Origin of the sequence: Roseibium sp. SCP14 (genome assembly GCF_040329475.1) — a bacterium.
Classification (GTDB): domain Bacteria; phylum Pseudomonadota; class Alphaproteobacteria; order Rhizobiales; family Stappiaceae; genus Roseibium.
On record NZ_JBDZYH010000004.1, the window covers coordinates 444090 to 461316 of the forward strand.

The 17227-nt window shown below is 56.5% G+C and carries 16 protein-coding genes; 9 read left to right on the plus strand and 7 right to left on the minus strand.

Annotated elements, in window-relative coordinates; genetic code table 11:
* The first annotated feature begins 35 nt into the window (after positions 1-35).
* The 4 genes from ABLQ08_RS19055 (at position 36) to ABLQ08_RS19070 (ending at position 5953) form a co-directional block, all read left to right on the plus strand.
* Entirely contained in the window at positions 36-1115 is a 1080-nt protein-coding gene (locus ABLQ08_RS19055) for a PLP-dependent cysteine synthase family protein (RefSeq protein ID WP_352945170.1), read from the plus strand.
* Between the two features lies 1 nt (position 1116).
* Positions 1117-2535: a pyridoxal phosphate-dependent decarboxylase family protein gene (locus ABLQ08_RS19060; RefSeq protein WP_352945172.1), complete on the plus strand. Its 1419-nt coding sequence runs from the start codon at positions 1117-1119 to the stop codon at positions 2533-2535.
* A 15-nt stretch (positions 2536-2550) separates the two neighbouring features.
* Complete coding sequence (locus ABLQ08_RS19065; protein ID WP_352945174.1) at positions 2551-4320, plus strand: adenylate/guanylate cyclase domain-containing protein; 1770 nt, start codon at positions 2551-2553, stop codon at positions 4318-4320.
* Between the two features lie 73 nt (positions 4321-4393).
* On the plus strand, positions 4394-5953 hold the full coding sequence (locus tag ABLQ08_RS19070; protein WP_352945176.1) for a DUF427 domain-containing protein: 1560 nt from the start codon (positions 4394-4396) through the stop codon (positions 5951-5953).
* Between the two features lie 4 nt (positions 5954-5957).
* On the opposite strand, the gene ABLQ08_RS19075 is transcribed toward ABLQ08_RS19070, so the two are convergent.
* Positions 5958-6239 carry an antitermination protein gene (locus ABLQ08_RS19075; protein ID WP_352945178.1) on the minus strand — a complete coding sequence of 94 codons (282 nt, stop codon included), beginning with the start codon at positions 6237-6239 and terminating at the stop codon, positions 5958-5960.
* Between the two features lie 408 nt (positions 6240-6647).
* On the opposite strand from ABLQ08_RS19075, the gene ABLQ08_RS19080 reads away from it, so the two are divergent.
* Positions 6648-7142 carry an ester cyclase gene (locus ABLQ08_RS19080; protein ID WP_352945180.1) on the plus strand — a complete coding sequence of 165 codons (495 nt, stop codon included), beginning with the start codon at positions 6648-6650 and terminating at the stop codon, positions 7140-7142.
* A 62-nt stretch (positions 7143-7204) separates the two neighbouring features.
* Here the strand turns inward: ABLQ08_RS19080 and grxD are convergent, their stop codons facing one another.
* The 3 genes from grxD to purL form a co-directional block, all read right to left on the minus strand.
* Positions 7205-7540, minus strand: coding sequence for a Grx4 family monothiol glutaredoxin (grxD, locus tag ABLQ08_RS19085; protein ID WP_352945182.1), 336 nt, complete (start codon positions 7538-7540; stop codon positions 7205-7207).
* A 102-nt stretch (positions 7541-7642) separates the two neighbouring features.
* The gene (locus tag ABLQ08_RS19090; RefSeq protein ID WP_352945184.1) at positions 7643-7876 is read right to left on the minus strand and encodes a BolA family protein; all 234 of its coding nucleotides are present in this window, start codon (positions 7874-7876) and stop codon (positions 7643-7645) included.
* A gap of 44 nt (positions 7877-7920) precedes the next feature.
* Positions 7921-10119 carry a phosphoribosylformylglycinamidine synthase subunit PurL gene (gene purL, locus ABLQ08_RS19095; RefSeq protein WP_352945186.1) on the minus strand — a complete coding sequence of 733 codons (2199 nt, stop codon included), beginning with the start codon at positions 10117-10119 and terminating at the stop codon, positions 7921-7923.
* Between the two features lie 185 nt (positions 10120-10304).
* Between purL and ABLQ08_RS19100 the strand changes: the two genes are divergently transcribed.
* On the plus strand, positions 10305-10787 hold the full coding sequence (locus ABLQ08_RS19100; protein ID WP_352945188.1) for a MarR family winged helix-turn-helix transcriptional regulator: 483 nt from the start codon (positions 10305-10307) through the stop codon (positions 10785-10787).
* Positions 10788-11882: 1095 nt separating this feature from the next.
* Here the strand turns inward: ABLQ08_RS19100 and ABLQ08_RS19105 are convergent.
* Complete coding sequence (locus ABLQ08_RS19105; RefSeq protein WP_352945190.1) at positions 11883-13394, minus strand: PLP-dependent aminotransferase family protein; 1512 nt, start codon at positions 13392-13394, stop codon at positions 11883-11885.
* 99 nt (positions 13395-13493) lie between these two features.
* On the opposite strand from ABLQ08_RS19105, the gene ABLQ08_RS19110 reads away from it, so the two are divergent.
* Complete coding sequence (locus ABLQ08_RS19110; protein ID WP_352945192.1) at positions 13494-13736, plus strand: DUF1127 domain-containing protein; 243 nt, start codon at positions 13494-13496, stop codon at positions 13734-13736.
* Positions 13737-13975: 239 nt separating this feature from the next.
* On the opposite strand, the gene ABLQ08_RS19115 is transcribed toward ABLQ08_RS19110, so the two are convergent.
* Positions 13976-14512 carry a peroxiredoxin-like family protein gene (locus tag ABLQ08_RS19115; RefSeq protein WP_352945194.1) on the minus strand — a complete coding sequence of 179 codons (537 nt, stop codon included), beginning with the start codon at positions 14510-14512 and terminating at the stop codon, positions 13976-13978.
* Positions 14513-14621: 109 nt separating this feature from the next.
* On the opposite strand from ABLQ08_RS19115, the gene ABLQ08_RS19120 reads away from it, so the two are divergent.
* On the plus strand, positions 14622-15437 hold the full coding sequence (locus ABLQ08_RS19120; RefSeq protein ID WP_352945196.1) for an AraC family transcriptional regulator: 816 nt from the start codon (positions 14622-14624) through the stop codon (positions 15435-15437).
* Positions 15438-15542: 105 nt separating this feature from the next.
* On the opposite strand, the gene ABLQ08_RS19125 is transcribed toward ABLQ08_RS19120, so the two are convergent.
* Positions 15543-16145 carry a short chain dehydrogenase gene (locus ABLQ08_RS19125; RefSeq protein ID WP_352945197.1) on the minus strand — a complete coding sequence of 201 codons (603 nt, stop codon included), beginning with the start codon at positions 16143-16145 and terminating at the stop codon, positions 15543-15545.
* A 183-nt stretch (positions 16146-16328) separates the two neighbouring features.
* On the opposite strand from ABLQ08_RS19125, the gene ABLQ08_RS19130 reads away from it, so the two are divergent.
* Positions 16329-17213 carry a LysR family transcriptional regulator gene (locus ABLQ08_RS19130; protein WP_352945198.1) on the plus strand — a complete coding sequence of 295 codons (885 nt, stop codon included), beginning with the start codon at positions 16329-16331 and terminating at the stop codon, positions 17211-17213.
* The last annotated feature ends 14 nt before the right edge of the window (positions 17214-17227 follow it).

Here is a 17227-nt window from a genome sequence, read left to right on the forward strand (position 1 = left end):
GGTGAACCGTTCGTCAATGGCGATGGAGCAATGACATGAGCGGTGCACCTCTACGGACAACCGAAGGCAACGGACGCCTTTATGACAGCGTTCTGGACACGATCGGCAATACGCCGGTGATCCGGGTGAACAATCTGGGCCCCGATGGCGTCGATATGTTTGTGAAGTTCGAAGCTGCCAATCCGGCGGGATCGGTAAAGGATCGGCTTGCGGTCAATATCATTGAAGCGGCCGAACGAAGCGGAGCTCTCAAGCCCGGACAAACGGTCGTCGAAGCGACAAGCGGCAATACAGGGATCGGACTTGCGATGGTCTGCGCCCAGAAAGGGTATCCGCTTGTTGTGACCATGGCCGACAGTTTTTCGGTCGAAAGACGCAAGCTGATGCGGATGCTTGGCGCAAAGGTCGTTCTGACGCCACGCGTGGAAAAAGGGTTCGGCATGTACCGCAAGGCCGTTGAACTTGCTGAAACTCATGGCTGGTTGCTGGCAAGGCAGTTTGAAACAGAAGCCAATGCGGAAATCCATGAGGCGACGACCGCGCGTGAAATCATCAATGACTTTGCAGGCAGGCGGCTGGACTATTTTGTCACCGGCTATGGCACGGGTGGAACCCTCACCGGTGTGGGACGAGTGCTGCGAAAGGAAAGACCGGAGACCAGGATCGTTCTGTCGGAACCCGCAAACGCACAACTGTTGGGCAGCGGTCATGTCCAGGAGCGTATGGCTGACGGTGCGCCTGCAGCCAGTCATCCGGCTTTTGAACCACATCCCATTCAGGGCTGGACGCCGGACTTCATTCCGGCGGTGCTGCAGGAGGCTGTCGACAACAGCTACTACGACGAACTTATTCCTGTCCCAGGTCCTGTCGGGGTCGCCTGGGCGCAGAAACTGGCAAGCCAGGAAGGGATTCTGACTGGCATCTCCGGTGGCGCGAGCTTTGCGATTGCGATGCAGGTTGCTGAAAAGGCGGCTCCGGGGTCAACGATCCTGTGCATGCTGCCGGACACCGGCGAACGTTACCTGTCGACACCAATGTTCGAGGACATTCCCGAGGAGATGACCGATGAGGAAATCACCATCTCAATGTCGACGCCCGGATACCACATGGACTGACATGTCTGACCGGTTGCGAGAACTGGAGCGAGCGTATTCCGAAGCCGTTTCCTACAGGCTCGATCAGTCCGGGCGCGACTGCGCCCCGGATCGCACCTACCGGGAGATGCGTGAGATCTTTCGTGAACCCTTGCCTGAAACCGGTTGTGACGGGACTGAGGTGATCGGGAATCTCGCACAAAAGGGCGCAGGCGGACTGACCGGCATGACACATCCGCGGTTCTTTGGTTGGGTGCTCGGCGGATCCGCACCGGTCGGCGTGGCGGCCGACTGGCTGGTCAGCGCCTGGGGGCAAAATGCTGCCTTTCATGCCTCGTCGCCAACGGCTGCCGCAGTTGAGGAAGTCGCGGGCGAATGGCTTCTGGATATTCTTGATCTGCCGCGCGATGCGGCGGTCGGGTTTGTGACGGGAGGAACGGTCGGCAACTTCACCGCACTGGCCGCTGCCAGGGGCGCTGTGCTGAAAAAGCACGGGTGGAACGCTGATCGGGATGGATTGTTCGGTGCACCGCCGGTCCGGATTTTCGTTGGCGATGACGCACACACGTCGGTCTTTTCGGTTCTCGGCTATCTGGGCTTCGGTCGTGAACGGGTCTGCAGGATTGCTACGGATCGGGAAGGGCGAATGGATGCTGAAGATCTTCAATCAAAGATTTCGACGTCAGGCGGTCCCGGGATCGTCATTGCGCAAGCAGGCCAAATCAATACCGGCGCCTTCGATCCGTTCGATCAGTTGATCAAGGTGGCTCGCAATGCAGGCGCCTGGGTTCATGTCGATGGGGCGTTCGGAATGTGGTCTCGAGCTCATCCGGCCTATCGCTATCTGACCGAGGGCGCGGAAAACGCCGATTCCTGGTCTGTAGATGGTCACAAGTGGCTGCAGACACCATTCGACAGCGGTTATGCGATTGTCCGCGATAAAATCGCTCTCGAAACGGCTATGGGAATAGATGCCAGTTACCTGCCAGCTCGTCAGGAAGGAGACCGGGTACCGGCATTCCTCGTACCGGAGCTTTCGCGCCGTGCACGTGGAATTCCGACTTGGGCCATGCTCAAACATCTTGGACGGGACGGTGTGCGCGAGCTGGTTGGCCTTCATTGCAGCGTTGCGCGGCAGATCGCAAATCGTCTTGAGCGGGTGAAAGGCATCCGCGTTCTCAACGATGTGGTTCTCAATCAGGTCGTCATTGCCTTCGGCGACCCGGGGCTGCAGGCAGATTTGCGGAAGAAGGTGACGGAAGATGTCATTGCAAGACTTCGGGAAAGCGGAACGATGTTCGTTTCCGGCGGACGCTGGCGAGGCGAATGGATCATGCGGTTGTCCGTTATTTGCAATGCGACCAAACAGGCGGATGCCGATCCCGTCGCTGACGTGATAGAATCCGTTTGGGCAGACCTAGCTGAAGCCAGGGGCTTGTGACCTGAGGAGGTCACCATGACTGATGGAAAAGCTGACAGGCAACTCGTCGCCATCATGGTGGTTGATGTTGTCGGGTACTCCCGCCTCATGGGCGACAATGAAGAGCATACGCTGGACGTTCTCAAGCGGCTGCGCCGCAATATCGTCGGACCGCAACTGGCCGCCTACCGCGGGCGGATTGTCAAATTGATGGGTGATGGAGCCATTATCCTGTTTTCCAGCGTTGTCGATGCGGTCAATGCGGCAGTTTGCATCCAGGAAGCCATGGAACGCTTTGAAAGCGGAGATGCTGACCTGCCCATGCGTCTTCGGATCGGGCTGAACCTTTGTGATGTCATCCGGGAAGGCACGGACATTTACGGCGACGGCGTCAACATCACGGCACGTCTACAGGAAATCTGCCGGCCGGGAGGCATCGTGCTGAGCGCCAGTGCCTATGAGCAGGTGAGGGGCAAGATCGGCAAGGCCTTTTCGGACGAGGGACTGCGCGAGTTGAAGAACATCACTCAGCCGGTTCATGTCTACCAGTGGCCTGCGGAAGCGCAGACCGGAATGGACGCGAACGCAGTTTCTTCCGGCTTTCCGAGCTTGCCCGACAAACCGTCGATTGCCGTTCTTCCCTTTGACAACATGTCCAAAGATCCTGAGCAGGCCTATTTTGCAGATGGTGTTGTCGAGGCTCTGACCGCAGCATTGTCGCGTATTCGTTCCTTCTTCGTGATCGCCCGCAACTCAGCCTTTGAATACAAGGGCACCCCCAAGAATGTCGGTCAGATCGGTCGTGAACTCGGCGTGGCCTATCTGATTGAGGGCTCGGTTCAACGGGCGCCGGGCAAGTTGCGCATCACTGTTCAGCTGATCGAAACCCACACGGGCGCTCACTTGTGGGCGGAACGCTACGACGGCAGCGATGATGACATATTTGACCTTCAGGACAGGATCACCGAACAGGTGGCCGGTGCGATTCATCCTTCAATCCAGAAAGCGGAAATTGAGCGCATAAGCCGTAAACGTCCCGAGGATCTTGGTGCCTACGACTACACCATGCGCGCAATGCGCCATGTGTGGAAACTGGACAAGGAAGAAACCGGACGGGCGATCGAGCTGCTGAACAAGGCGATTGAAATTGACGGCGACTATCCGCTGGCATTGGCGCTGGTCGCCTGGTGCTGGGCACAGCGCTCGGTTTACAACTGGGTGGACGATATCGGTGAGGCGAAAGTACGCTCGCTTGGCTATGCGGAACGCGCTGCCAGCCTGTCCTCGGACGACCCGCTTATCCTTGCCGTCCTGGGGGCTGCCCATACTTTTTCCCGCAATTTCGGTGCTGCGCGTGTCCTTCTGGAGCGGGCGATCTCGTTGGATGAGAATGCTGCCTGGGCGCATAGCAGACTGGGGTGGCTCGAAGTCTATTCGGACCGGCCGGAACAGGCGATCCCTTATTTCGAGCGTGCCATCAGGCTCAGCCCGATGGATCCGATGAACTTCAACAATTATGTCGGCATGGGAAGTGCCAACCAGGTACTGGAAAGATATGATCGTGCTGCCGACCTTTACAGCAAGGCCGTCACCGAACGTCCAACGGCCTACTGGATCCATCGAAATCTGGCACCGGTCCTGCTGGCTGCCGGGCGTAAAACAGAGGCCGAAGCATCTGCCAAAATCCTTTTTGCCGAATATCCGGATTTCACGATTTCACAGTTCAAGCAGGCAATGGTTTTTTCCGACGAGGCCATGGAGCGGTTGGCGGTTTTCCTGCGTCAGCTGGGTATCAGGGACGAATGAAGTTTCCGCATTGATGTTCGCTTGACCACCGTGGCGGCTGGACACATTTCATGACCGAACCTATGTCTTTGCCATGACCGTGCGTGTACAGCAGACTTCAAACGACTACGGGATCGTGGTCGAACCGCTTGCCGGACTGGTGACAGCCTGGCGCGGCGAGCACCTTCTGGCGAAATCGACCAATGCCCGGGTTATGTATGAGACTCGACTTCCGCCGGTCGTCTACTTTCCGAAATCGGACATTCTGGCTGAGTTGGAGCCGGCTCCCGGTTACAATACCTTCTGTCCTTTCAAGGGGACCGCGACGTACCATCATGTGAAGACTGGTGGAGAAGAAATTCAAAACGGCGCCTGGTGCTATCTCAATGCCTTGCCCGAGGGGCAGGCGGTTGACGGCTATGTGGCCTTCATGCCCGAAGCGGTCACCCGTATCGAGCATGAGGGCGCTGCAATCGAAAGGCCGCCCATCGGCAACATAACCGGTCCGACGGTAAACTGGCTTTTGCGTGAGGCATGGCTCTCAAAGACGCCCGAAGAGCTGACAGCCTCGATGGGCCGAAAGCTGGTGGAAGATGGCATTGCGGTCAGCCGCATCAGCATCCTGATCTGGTCGCTGCATCCGATGATTGCCGGACGCAACTACATCTGGACGCGTGACGACGACGAGGTGAAAAGCTACGCACCGTCCTATGAAAATCTTGAAAGTCCGCAGTTCAGGCAAAGCCCGTTGCAGCATGTTGCCGACGGTTTGGGTGGCGTGCGGCAGAAACTAGACACCAATCCGGATGAGTTCAACTTTCCGATCATGGAGGATTTGAAGCAGCAGGGCGTGACCGATTACGTCGCGATGCCATTGCCGTTCTCGGACGGGAGGATCAACGTCATGACATTGGCGTCGGACCATCCCAAGGGCTTCACGACGGCCAATCTCGGTCTGATTTTTGAGTGCTCGGCGTTGATCAGCCGATTGTTCGAGGTCTTTGCGCTTACCTCCAACGCGACGTCTCTGCTTGAAACCTATCTCGGCAAGCGAACTGGCGCGCGTGTGCTTGGTGGCGAAATCCGGCGTGGCGACGGAGACGTGATCGATGCAGCCATCCTTTTCTGCGACCTCAGGCATTCCACGCGGTTGGAAACAGAGTTGGGCCGGGAGGCCTATGTCGGGCTGCTGAACCGGTTTTTCGAGACGACGACGGATATCGTCAATGCCCGGGACGGTGAAGTGCTGAAGTTTATCGGCGACGCCATTCTGGCCATTTTTCCCGCCAGCGCAGGTCATGACCATGCTTGCCGTCAGGCGGTGGCGGGCGCCGCGGAAATCGTTCGTGCCCTGGCGGAGCCGGACGACAAGGACGGTGGAATGGCGATGGATTGTGCCATCGGCATCGCTTATGGCGATGTGACTTACGGCAATGTCGGATCAAAGGAACGTCTGGACTTCACCGTGATTGGCAGTGCCGCAAACATCGCGGCCAGACTTGGAGACCATGGCAAGGTCACAGGTCACGCCATCGTTGCTTCCGAGGATGTCACGCAGGCGGCTGGCTATGCCTCTCTTCGGCTGGGAAGGGTCGAACTCCACAATGTTGCCGAACCCGTTGAGGCAAACGCAATTTCGTCCGGAGATGCCTGAGCGGTCATCGGACCGCATTTTCTCCGGCAAAACCACCTACGGGCTGATTTCTAACGAGGATAACGAGCCCGTTCTTGCTGGGTTCGGAATCCTTGTGGGCAACACCACCATAATTCGCGCATAGTTCTTCCGCGCTCTTGCTGTGTGCCGGGGTGAACATGGTGATGGCTTCGCAATCGACCCGGCGAAGTTCGCGATCGGTGGTCGGGCCGCTGGACAAAGAAATGCCGAGCCCGGCAATAGCCAGTGCGAAAACAGAGGTGGTAACGACTGCATACTTGTTCATAGTCCCCGGTCCCATTTCCAGGCCCATTGCTTGTCGAGGCCTTGCGATATGGTCGGAGAATGGCGGAACGCACCTGTACTCACTCTGAAATCCGCATTCACCTTGCGTTCAGTTTAGGCGATTCGGCGCATTAAATCGAATTGAGGCTCAATTGGGGCAAGGGTGTGCTGTCAGGCAAAATCATCTGTCGGTAGTGGTGTTGTCAGGTTGCCTCATTGATGCGAGACCTGAAGAATAGCGGGTTGACTGGCACCTTACCCCCTTGTAGTCCAATCTTCGGTCAGCAGATACCAGCTCTCCGCATGTGGCATCGCCAGGTGAACTCTGCACATCTTTTTTCGTCTCTGGCATTGCCGGAAGGCGGCAACGCGGAACCCGTCATCGATCCGGCATGACAACGGACGTTTCATGTCAAATCTGGACATCTTTGCATCCGAACGATTGGATGCGGAACACCTTCGCCATTCGTATGAAGAACAGGAGAGGCGGCTTACGCAATTCCTACTCAAGGTCTGGAACTCAGGCGAGCTCGACTTCATCGATCGGCTGGTAGATTCCGCCTATACCCTGCATCACGATCCAGGCGATCCGTGGGAAGGGCAGACCCTGACACGAGAAGGCTTGAAAGATCGGGTCCGCAAATCGCGAGCGCCATTTCCCGACCAGACATTCGACATTCAGGAAATGATCAGCTCCCGCGACCGAACAGCGATCGCGTGGACCTGGTGTGGCACGCACGGGAAGGATTTCGGTCACTTCAAGGCGAGCGGGCAAAGGCTCACGATGAGCGGTATGACCTTGTACTATTTTCGGGAAGGGCTTCTGTGTGGGCACTGGCAGATGGTCGACCGGTTGTCGATTTACCAGCAGCTGATGGCCAACGCTGGACACGGTACACAGTGAAAAATCAAAAAGGGGCGGAATTTCCGCCCCTTGGTGCTGAATCTTCAGAAATTGAGTCGTGATCAAGCGGACTGCTGAGCGGTCTCGATACCCTTGTTGGCCAGGAGACCCTGCAGTTCCTGATTCTGGAACATTTCGCGGATAATGTCGCAACCGCCGACGAATTCGCCCTTCACGTAGAGCTGCGGAATTGTCGGCCAGTTGGTGAACTCCTTGATGCCCTGACGCAGGTCATCGTCTTCCAGGACATTGATCCCTTTGTACGGGGCGCCGACATAGTCGAGGATCTGCACGACCTGTCCGGAAAAGCCGCATTGCGGAAAGTTCGGAGTGCCTTTCATGAACAGCACCACGTCGTTGCTGTCGACTTCGTTCTTAATCCAGTCCTGGATGCTCATGTTGTTGTGTCCTTTGTCTCGTGCCGCCTATCTGGCGAAGACGGGCGGAGGAATCAAGTGCTCGCGCGTCCTGCGCGGCAATCTGTCAAACCGGTGCGGTCCTCAGTCCGGAGCCTTGGTCTGAAGAGCGAGGGCATGAAGTTCGCCCCCCATGTTTCCCTTCAGAGCCTCGTAAACCATCTGATGCTGCTGCACGCGGCTTTTTCCCCGAAAGGATTCGGAAACAACATTTGCCGCGTAGTGGTCGCCGTCGCCAGCCAAATCCCGGATCTCGACCTGAGCATCGGGCAGAGCCTCTTTGATCAGGGTTTCGATCTCGTTTGCGTTCATCGGCATGGTACGTCTGTCCTTCGTTCTTAAGTTCCTGAGAGCAAACCGTCTTATGCGGTTGCCATGTAGTTCGGGAACCAATCTTCGTGTGCTTTTTTCAAGTTTGCAACGGATATGGTGAGGATGCCTTCAACAGTCAAATCTTCGCCGCCAGTGGTGCCGATTTGTTGAACGTCGATTCCGGCGTCCAGGATGTCTTCCAGAACAGCTTCCACACGATCCGCAGCTACCGTGAGAACGTAGCGACCCTGGTCTTCTCCGAAGAGCGCGGCATGCGCTGGGCCGGATACCTGCACGTTCGCTCCAATACCGCCTGAAATTGCCATTTCTGCAAGTGCGACACCGAGACCGCCGGATGAAACATCGTGAACGCCGGTCACCCGTTCGGAGCCGATCATCTGGCGAACGATGTTGCCACGTCGTTTTTCGGCAGCCAGGTCAACCGGTGGGGGAGCGCCTTCCTCACGACCGAGAACGTCTGCAAGGTATTGTGATGCGCCCAGATGAGTGCCGTATCCACCAATGAGGAGAATCGCGTCGCCTTCCTGCGCGAAGGCAGCTCCGGCCCGGACCGTGACGTCCGGAAGAAGACCGACGCCACCGATGGCCGGGGTCGGCAAGATGGCTTCTCCGTGGGTTTCGTTATAGAGGGAGACGTTGCCTGAAACGATCGGGAAATCCAGTTCGCGGCAGGCTTCGCCGATTCCCTTAATGCAGCCGACGAACTGACCCATGATCTCCGGTTTTTCAGGATTGCCGAAGTTGAGGTTATCGGTTGCCGCCAGCGGCTCGGAGCCGACGGCGGTCAGATTGCGCCAGACCTCCGCGACGGCCTGCTTGCCGCCCTCAAACGGATCGGCTTCGCAGTAGCGCGGCGTTACATCGACCGAGAAGGCAAGGCCCTTGCGCGTGCCTTCCACCCGGATGACACCGGCATCGCCGCCTGGGGTAGCTGCCGAATTGCCTTGAATCAGGGTGTCGTATTGCTCATAGACCCAGCGGCGGGAAGAGCCATTGGCGTTACCGACGAGCGTCTTGAGGGCGTCGGCATAGTCCGAAGGTTCCTCGATGTCGCCAGCCATAAGAAGGTCAAGTTTCTTTGGCTCGACCCAGGGGCGGTCATATTCCGGCGCTTCATCGCCGAGTTTCTTGATCGGAAGATCGGCGACCACATCGCCCTGATGCTTGACGACGAATCGCAGCGTGTCGGTGGTTACGCCGACAATCGCGAAGTCGAGGCCCCATTTTTTGAAGATGGCTTCTGCTTCGTGTTCCTTTTCAGGGCGCAGCACCATCAGCATGCGTTCCTGGCTCTCCGAAAGCATCATCTCGTACGCGCTCATCATCTCTTCGCGTACCGGCACCTTGTCGAGATCCAGTTCGATGCCGAGATCGCCCTTGGCACCCATTTCGACTGCCGAGCAGGTGAGACCCGCAGCGCCCATGTCCTGAATGGCGATAACCGCTCCGGTTTCCATCAATTCCAGGCATGCCTCCAGAAGGCATTTTTCGGTGAAGGGATCACCGACTTGGACAGTGGGCCGCTTTTCCTCGATCGTATCGTCGAATTCTGCGGAGGCCATGGTCGCGCCGCCGACACCGTCGCGTCCGGTCTTGGCTCCCAGGTAGACGACCGGAAGACCGACACCTTTCGCTTCGGACAGAAAAATCGCATCGGATTTTGCAAGACCGGCAGCAAAAGCGTTGACCAGGCAATTGCCGTTGTAACGCGCGTGGAATTCGACTTCACCGCCAACGGTTGGAACACCGAAGGAGTTGCCGTATCCGCCGACACCGGAGACCACACCGGAGACCAGATGCTTTGTGCGAGGATGATCCGGCGCACCAAAGCGCAGAGCATTCATGGCTGCGACCGGGCGAGCACCCATTGTGAAGACATCGCGCAAGATACCGCCGACACCCGTCGCCGCACCTTGATAAGGCTCGATGTAGGACGGGTGGTTGTGGCTCTCCATTTTGAAGACCACAGCCTGTCCGTCGCCAATGTCCACGACGCCGGCGTTTTCGCCCGGGCCCTGCAGAACGCGCGGTCCCTTGGTCGGCAAGGTTTTCAGCCATTTTTTGGAAGATTTGTACGAGCAGTGTTCGTTCCACATGGCGGAAAAGATGCCGAGCTCGGTGAAGGTCGGCTCCCGGCCGATCAGTTCCAGAATGCGCTCATATTCATCCGGCTTCAGGCCGTGAGAAGCAATCAGGTCGGGCGTGATCTTGATGTCGTTCGGGATCATGACGTTCCAGTATTTTAGGGCCGCTGCGGCTGGGCCGCGCGGGCGCGGGCAGGCAATGATGCCGCCGTTTAACAGATTGTCTTCGAAATGGGGAGAGTTCTGAGAAAACTTTGTGGATTGACTGATATCTTGACAGTTTGACTGTCAATTGAAATATGGCAGCCAAGCGGTCAAATGGAGCATAGATGACATCCGGGGAAGGAATGGACCACAAGGAACTGAAGGAGTTGATCGGCGAGGTACGCAAGACCTTCCGGCTGCTCGCCGGAATGTCCAATGCAATGCTGGAGGAACGGGGGCTAACGGCATCCTTGCTAGCAATCTTGGAATACATCTCCGACAACGGCTCTAGCACGGTGCCACAGATGGCTTCTGCCAAATCCATGAAGAGACAATCCATCCAGGCGATCGTGGACAAATTGCTTGCAATGGGGCTGGTCGAAACCGTTCTCAATCCTACCCACAAGAGGTCCATGCTGATCGCTTTGACCGAAAAGGGAACGGCGAGCATTCGCATGATTTTCGCCGAGGAGATGCAGGTGTTGGGGCGGGTCACTACCGGCTGGACAGGCGGGAATATCGAACAGGCCAGTCAAACGCTCAGGGAGTTCCGTCTTCAACTAACCGGTTTGGGCACAGGTGGAACAGACCTGGAAGCACGGCCCTGATCACCTGCGAACATCGCATCACTTGGAGCCGAATGCGACCTTGCAGGGCTTTGTATGGCAGTCCCGTCTAAGAAGAGAGTGTTGGGTCAGTCCTTGATGTCAGTTCATTGATTGACGTTTAGATTTTCGTTTACCCGACTTTCCGTTGCATGTCTGAGCGTTTCATTTCGTTGCAGTGGTTGAGGTTGCCGGGACCCAATTAAATTATTCAACTCAGGCAACGGCAGCGGCGATGGTCATGATTGCCAAAGTCACCGCGGGAAGGGCTGCGATTGAATAAATTGTTCCCAACATAGGTCTATCCTTTCGGGTTACGACGCAAATAATATGGTTAACGGATTGTAAATTGCGCGTGATGGATATCACAAAAGTGTGGGAGTATTTATTTTACTGTTAAAAGTAAATTCCTCTGGTTTTAAGTATTTTTCACAAATAAATGCTGTTGTGTTCCGGTCTTGCGATCCGAAGTCAATCAAATCTAAGAATAATTAACTAGACTTACGGTCTTGGAAAGAGAGGTGCCCCCCGACACCTCAGTCCCTTGTTCCGGTCATGGCGTTTCCGGTTGTATGCTCCAAAGGAAGAGCTGTGCGTCAAATGTTCCGGTGCCTGATCCAAGTCTTTTAAAGATGCGGACCCAATCACTTGGGAGATTTTTTCTGTCGATTGCTTCGGAAAATAGAGAGTTTAAGCTCCTGAAATTCTTTGCTTTCAATCAGAAAACGAGAGCCACAAGTATGACAATAATCACCAATAGGATGATCGGCAGGGCCGCGATGGAATAATAAGTTCCAAACATAGGACTTTCCTCCGGCTTTCCGCCCAACTTATATGGGTTGTAACCCGCCTAAATTGTGTGACGAAGATCACTGTTGTGTCGGAAGAATTATTTTTAGAGCTGAAGTAATGTTGGGCAATTGTTTGTTTTAACTAGAGATGATCTTGCCCATCTGTAATTTTCTGGAGGGCAGGTTTGCCCAACGGCACGACATGTGATGCGCAGCAAGGCGATCGTTGCAGACCATCGGCAATTTGGCGCTTCGACGCCCACGCAATTCCCCGCCTCCTGCCTGCGAGGCCAGGCCTGCGCCTGTTTCATTCAAAGCTGTCATAGCCGGCACCACTGTCATCGAGCAGATTGCGCAGGATCAGCAAACCTTTAGCGGTCTCTTCGCGCGTGTGAGGATTGGTGATGCCTATGCGCACACGATGGTAGACCTTGCCGGAGCGGCCGGACTTGAACTCGTCCTCGTCATCGATCAGCACATTGGAGGTTGCCGCAGCGGCCTTGAAGGTGCCCGAAAGCCAGGGTTCAGGAACTTTGAGCCAAAGGAAAGGCGCGTCTGGTGCTGAAACCAGATCAAAGTTCCGGAGATACTGCTGCACAAGTTCGTGGCGAGCGGCGATTTCCGCCAGCACATTTTCGCGGAAGGTGTCTGCGGCACCGGACAGAACAAGACGGGCTGAAAGTTCTGAAAGCAGAAAGGAAATGCCGCCGGTCAGCATCTTGTGAGCGGTATAGATGCGCTGGGCATGTGACACCGGGCTGGAAACCCAACCACCGCGAACACCGGCAGTGACGGCCTTGGAAAGAGAGCCGACATGAAATGTTCGTTCAGGCGCGAGGGCTGCAAAGGGCAATACATCCGCGTTGCGAAGGGAGCCGTAGACTTCGTCCTCGATAATCCAGAGATTGTACTGGCGGGCGATGGTGACAATCTGCTCGCGCCGGTCTGCACCCATGGTCCCGGTGGTCGGATTGTGCATGGTCGGCATCAGGAACAGAACCTTCGGGTGTTTCTGTGCGCAAATGCGGGCGAGGTCCTCGGGAAGAGGCCCCTGATCGTCGCTTGCGACCTGAACGGGTCTGCGGCCTGACAGAGAGGCGCCGCGCGCAATGGAGCTGTAAGTCAAATCCTCGAAGGCTATCTGGTCTCCGGGAGCAGTCGTCGCAGCAATTGCGGCCATGATGGCTGCCTGCGCACCGGTTGTCGGTACAATGCTGCCGGCCGAGGGCTCCCAGTTCTTTCTGGACAGCCAGGTTTTGCCGGCCTCGCGCCAGCTTTCCGGGACGGATCGTGTGTAGCTGGCAATCTCGTAAGGTGCGTCTCGAGTGATTTGCGCCGTCAGGTCACGGATTGCCTCTGCTTGACCGATTTCCGGGGCTGAGGTGCTGTCAAAACGAATGGATTCAGGCGCAGGTACAGTAATTCTGGTTCCGGAGAATGCAATGTCCTTCGGAGTTGCCATGGCTCCCTGAACCCAGGACGTCATCTGTGCCGCTGTTTGTCTTGCACCAATTCCGTCACCCGATGCCTGATCGAGATTGGGCTTCGTGTCCTCCAGGAGGGCGGGAGCAACCGGGCTGCCGAGCACATATGTGCCACGTCCGACTTCTCCACTCACCAGACCGCGCTGCCGCACAACTGCGTAGGCCCGGCCGATGGTGCCGACCGTCACACCAAGGTCATAGGCAAGATCGCGTTGCGGCGGAAGTTTTGCGCCGGCTGCCAGAGCTCCGGTGGCGATGTCTTCTGCGATTTTGTCTGCCAGACGAATGTAGAGAGGACCTTGTCCCTCGGGAATATTGGGGTGCCAATTTGTCATGGTGACAATTTTCTATATTGCATCCGTGAATGAGTCAATTCATATGATTGTAGCGCAACAATGCGTCCAATCTTGAAATTGTAACCCTTAGGAGGTGCGATGATGAGCACAATGGAGACAATTCTCCAGCATTCCGTGCCGCAATTGCGGGGCCCACGCCATGTCTTGAAGCTGCTTTGGCGGCACTTGCAGTCCTGGCTGCAGGTATCGCACACGCGCAGGCAGTTGCGTGATTTGACGAATGCGGAGTTGGAAGATCTGAATTTGACACGGGAAGCTGCGCAAGAAGAAGCACGCAGACCGTTTTGGGATACCAAGCTGACGCATCGCAGCTGGATCTGAGGTTTTTGCGGTTCGCCCGTGCACCGGGAGCGGTGAACACGGTGGCAATGCAAACCTCATAACGAGACGGGTACGGCCTGATGGCCGGAGACCTCGCCCAATATCAAAGTTCCGGGCTTCAGGTTCCGTACCCGTTTCGAGATGCCGGACACAATGCAGCCCGTGTCCGGCATCTCCTTTTGACCTCAGGACGCCGAAGGGGTGGTGTCCGGGTCAAAACATGTTTCGAGTGCAGGTCGTCAAACAGCGCCGGTATATTCGCCGCGCGCCGGGTAATCGTTCTTCTGGACGAAATCGAGAGCACCGATCATTTCCTGGAAATGCGGACGCACGAACGGCATGGTCTGGACGGAAGCGAAGTAGAGTGTGCCGTCCGGACGGACCAGGAAGACACCAGGCTCGGAGAAGAGAGCCGGTTCTTCGATGCCGATGGATGTTGTTCCGCGACTGGTCGAAATGTAGAGGCCCCATTCCTTGGCGACCGTGAGCGGCAGGCCGTAACCGAAGCGCAAACTCTCATGACCCACCTTGTCAGCCATTTGCTGAGCGCGGTCCTGGTCGTCTGAGGATATGGCAATTGTCTTGACGCCTTTTTCAGCGAAATCGGCGGTCAAGCGGCCAAGCTCTTTCAGGTAAGTGGCGCAGATCGGGCAGTGAAGGCCACGATAAAAGACGACAAGCGTCGCGAATTCCGCACCATCCTTGGCAAGGTCGAACGTACCGGAAGACAGGGTTTCTACAGTCAAACCGGGGACTGATTGACGTGGGACAAGCATCGTTTTCCTCATTCACTGGGCGCAAGGGTACATATTTCCTTGCATGTGACCTTAAGATAGTGAACGGTCAAAGAGGAAATGTACCAAAAAGATGATCAGGAGTACGGAAGTGTCTGTGCCTTATCGCGTGTCCTTCAACGGCAAACTGGACCGACTGTCCTCGCTGATCGACCGGTTGCGCGTTCAGGTGGAAAATGCCCGCTCAAAGGACACCGATCCGGACATGGCGAACCTGCATGTGCTGACCGATACATCCGGGGCAATGCGCCTGGTTTTCTGTCCGCTCGATGCCAGCCTGATCAACAAGCATGCCGATCTACATCCACGGTCCGACGAGACGGCGCTTGTCGCCGCACGCATCACGATATCAGGAGTCGGCAAGCAGCTGATCAACGCTCTGCCGGAATGCATCTCGGTTCAATTGGCCGAAGAACCCTACCTGACAGCTGTTGTCATGCCTTTGATTGAAGAAGTAACGCTGCCACGTTGCGGTGGGCAAGCGGCTTTCCAGCGGCTTTGCGAAGTGGTGGTCATCCGGCTGCTGCGCCATGCGATGGAACAGGGCAAGGCGGACACAGGTCTGCTGAACGGCCTGGCGCATCCGCGCATTGCCGCCGCACTGGTGGCAATACACGAAGCGCCTGGTGAAATCTGGACCCTGGAAAAACTTGCGGACACGGCCGGGATGTCCCGTACCCAATTCGCAGTGACATTCAAGGAACTCGTCGGCGCGACCCCCATGGGGTACTTGTCAAATTGGCGGTTGGATATCGCCCGTGCCGAGTTGGAAGCGGGCAGACAGGTCAAGTCGGTTGCCACCTTGTGCGGGTTCTCCAGCCCTGCTGCCTTTTCCAGGGCCTTTTCCAAACGGTTCGGCGCTTCACCGAGAGAGGCGCGGGCAGAACCCGTCCGCTCCGAACTCTAGAGCCTCGAAACTCTTCAGCCGGATGTTGCGGTCAAAGGGTTGACCGCAACATCCGGGCTACATGCGTTTGACTGACAACTCCGAGTTCAGCACTGCCTGGGTGCTTCAGACGTAGTCGGGAGCATCAAGCGTTTTGCCGGACATTTCGCCTTCAACCGCTGCAACATAGGCTTTGGCGGTATCTGCGGCGGACAAACCGGATGCCGGATCCATTCCCATCATCTCCATTGTCTCCTTGACGAAGACCGGGCTGACGGCATTCACGCGCTGACCACGATCGAGTTCAAGCGCAGCAGATCTGGCGAAGGACTCCAAAGCACCGTTAGCCGTGCTGATGACGACTGAACCAGGCATCGGGTCTCGGGACAGGATGCCGGCAGTCAATGTGAATGAGCCGCCGTCTGTCACATAGTCCCGACCCAGGCGAACAAGGTTGATCTGTCCCATTAATTTGTTCGTCAGCGCGAGATCATAGGCCGCGTCATCCAGTTCGTTGAAGGGGGCGAAACCTGCAAGACCGGCCGTGCTGATCACAGCGTCGACCTGGCCGATCGACTTGAACATCGCCTCAATTGACGATTTTGAGCCCAGGTCGACCTGAACGTCGCCGTCGTCGAAGCCGGCAGCTATGATCTGATGCTTCGATGAAAGAGCGTTGACGACGGCTTTGCCAATGGTGCCGGTCGCACCGACGATGAGAATTTTCATGAGGATCTCCAACTTTGTGTGCCTCGATATTTTCGAAAGACACCGTCCCGGGCCGCTTGCCTACGCTTTTTCTGTTCCATCGAACGAACTCACGAGATTGCCGGCGGCCGATCCGATTGTCGGTTCACAGATAGGGTGATAGTTTGCGCAAGTTAATTCGCGACGATTGCAAAGGAAGCTTGCATGAATGCACAGGTGTTGGAGTGGGCAGACATTCCCTTTGTCCTGGCGGTTTGTGAGCAGGGAAGCCTTTCAGGTGCCGCGCGCAAGCTCGGGGTCAATCACTCAACGGTGTTCCGGCGGATTGAGGGGGTTGAGGCAAGAGTTGGTGTGAAGCTGTTCGAGCGGCTCAGCCATGGCTACGTCATGACAGCCGCGGGAGAGCACTTTTACCGCAATGCTCTTCAGCTCAGAGACGGTATGAACACCATTCAACGCGAGCTGGGTGGTCGGGATCTGCGCCTGGAAGGTCCGCTGAGGATCACGACAACGGATTCCCTGATCTATCGATTGTCGGATGTAGTTGTCGAGTTTCAGCAGAAATACCCCGACATCGAACTGGATCTGAACTGTGACACCCGTCCGTTCGATCTCATGCAAAGAGATGCCGACGTTGCTCTCAGGCCGACAAGTCAACCGCCCGAACACTGGTTGGGACGGAATCTGCTGCCAATCGCCTTTGCTACATACGCTCACAAGGATTACTGGCACACCTTTCACGAGAAACCTGCCGAAGAACAGCGCTGGGTGATCTTGAGCGACAAACTCAATCGAACTTCCATGGGGCAGATCGTGGATAGTCAACGAGCCAAGGAGGCTCCCGTCACGACTGCGAACACGATGATGAGCGTCTTCAACCTTGTCAGCTCCGGACTCGGCCTTGCGGTCATGCCTTGCTACGTCTGCGCTTCCGGCAAGGACCTTGTTCGCGTCAGGAATGCTCCATCTGAATTCAATTCCGAACTCTGGCTGTTGGCGCATCCCGACATGCGCCGGAACGCCAAGGTTCATGCGTTTCTGGAGTTTGCAACATCGAGAATCCGGGAAAGCGAGGCGGACTTCCGCTGACCCAGGTTTGGTTG

Coding starts and splice junctions, on each gene's coding strand:
- grxD (WP_352945182.1), bottom strand. CDS start 7,540: ATGAGCATCCAGGACTGGATTAAGAACGAAGTCGACAGCAACGACGTG.
- ABLQ08_RS19090 (WP_352945184.1), bottom strand. CDS start 7,876: ATGCCGATGAACGCAAACGAGATCGAAACCCTGATCAAAGAGGCTCTG.
- ABLQ08_RS19075 (WP_352945178.1), bottom strand. CDS start 6,239: ATGAACAAGTATGCAGTCGTTACCACCTCTGTTTTCGCACTGGCTATT.
- ABLQ08_RS19105 (WP_352945190.1), bottom strand. CDS start 13,394: ATGACAAATTGGCACCCCAATATTCCCGAGGGACAAGGTCCTCTCTAC.
- ABLQ08_RS19060 (WP_352945172.1), top strand. CDS start 1,117: ATGTCTGACCGGTTGCGAGAACTGGAGCGAGCGTATTCCGAAGCCGTT.
- ABLQ08_RS19055 (WP_352945170.1), top strand. CDS start 36: ATGAGCGGTGCACCTCTACGGACAACCGAAGGCAACGGACGCCTTTAT.
- ABLQ08_RS19125 (WP_352945197.1), bottom strand. CDS start 16,145: ATGAAAATTCTCATCGTCGGTGCGACCGGCACCATTGGCAAAGCCGTC.
- purL (WP_352945186.1), bottom strand. CDS start 10,119: ATGATCCCGAACGACATCAAGATCACGCCCGACCTGATTGCTTCTCAC.
- ABLQ08_RS19070 (WP_352945176.1), top strand. CDS start 4,394: ATGACCGTGCGTGTACAGCAGACTTCAAACGACTACGGGATCGTGGTC.
- ABLQ08_RS19065 (WP_352945174.1), top strand. CDS start 2,551: ATGACTGATGGAAAAGCTGACAGGCAACTCGTCGCCATCATGGTGGTT.
- ABLQ08_RS19080 (WP_352945180.1), top strand. CDS start 6,648: ATGTCAAATCTGGACATCTTTGCATCCGAACGATTGGATGCGGAACAC.
- ABLQ08_RS19100 (WP_352945188.1), top strand. CDS start 10,305: ATGACATCCGGGGAAGGAATGGACCACAAGGAACTGAAGGAGTTGATC.
- ABLQ08_RS19130 (WP_352945198.1), top strand. CDS start 16,329: ATGAATGCACAGGTGTTGGAGTGGGCAGACATTCCCTTTGTCCTGGCG.
- ABLQ08_RS19115 (WP_352945194.1), bottom strand. CDS start 14,512: ATGCTTGTCCCACGTCAATCAGTCCCCGGTTTGACTGTAGAAACCCTG.
- ABLQ08_RS19110 (WP_352945192.1), top strand. CDS start 13,494: ATGATGAGCACAATGGAGACAATTCTCCAGCATTCCGTGCCGCAATTG.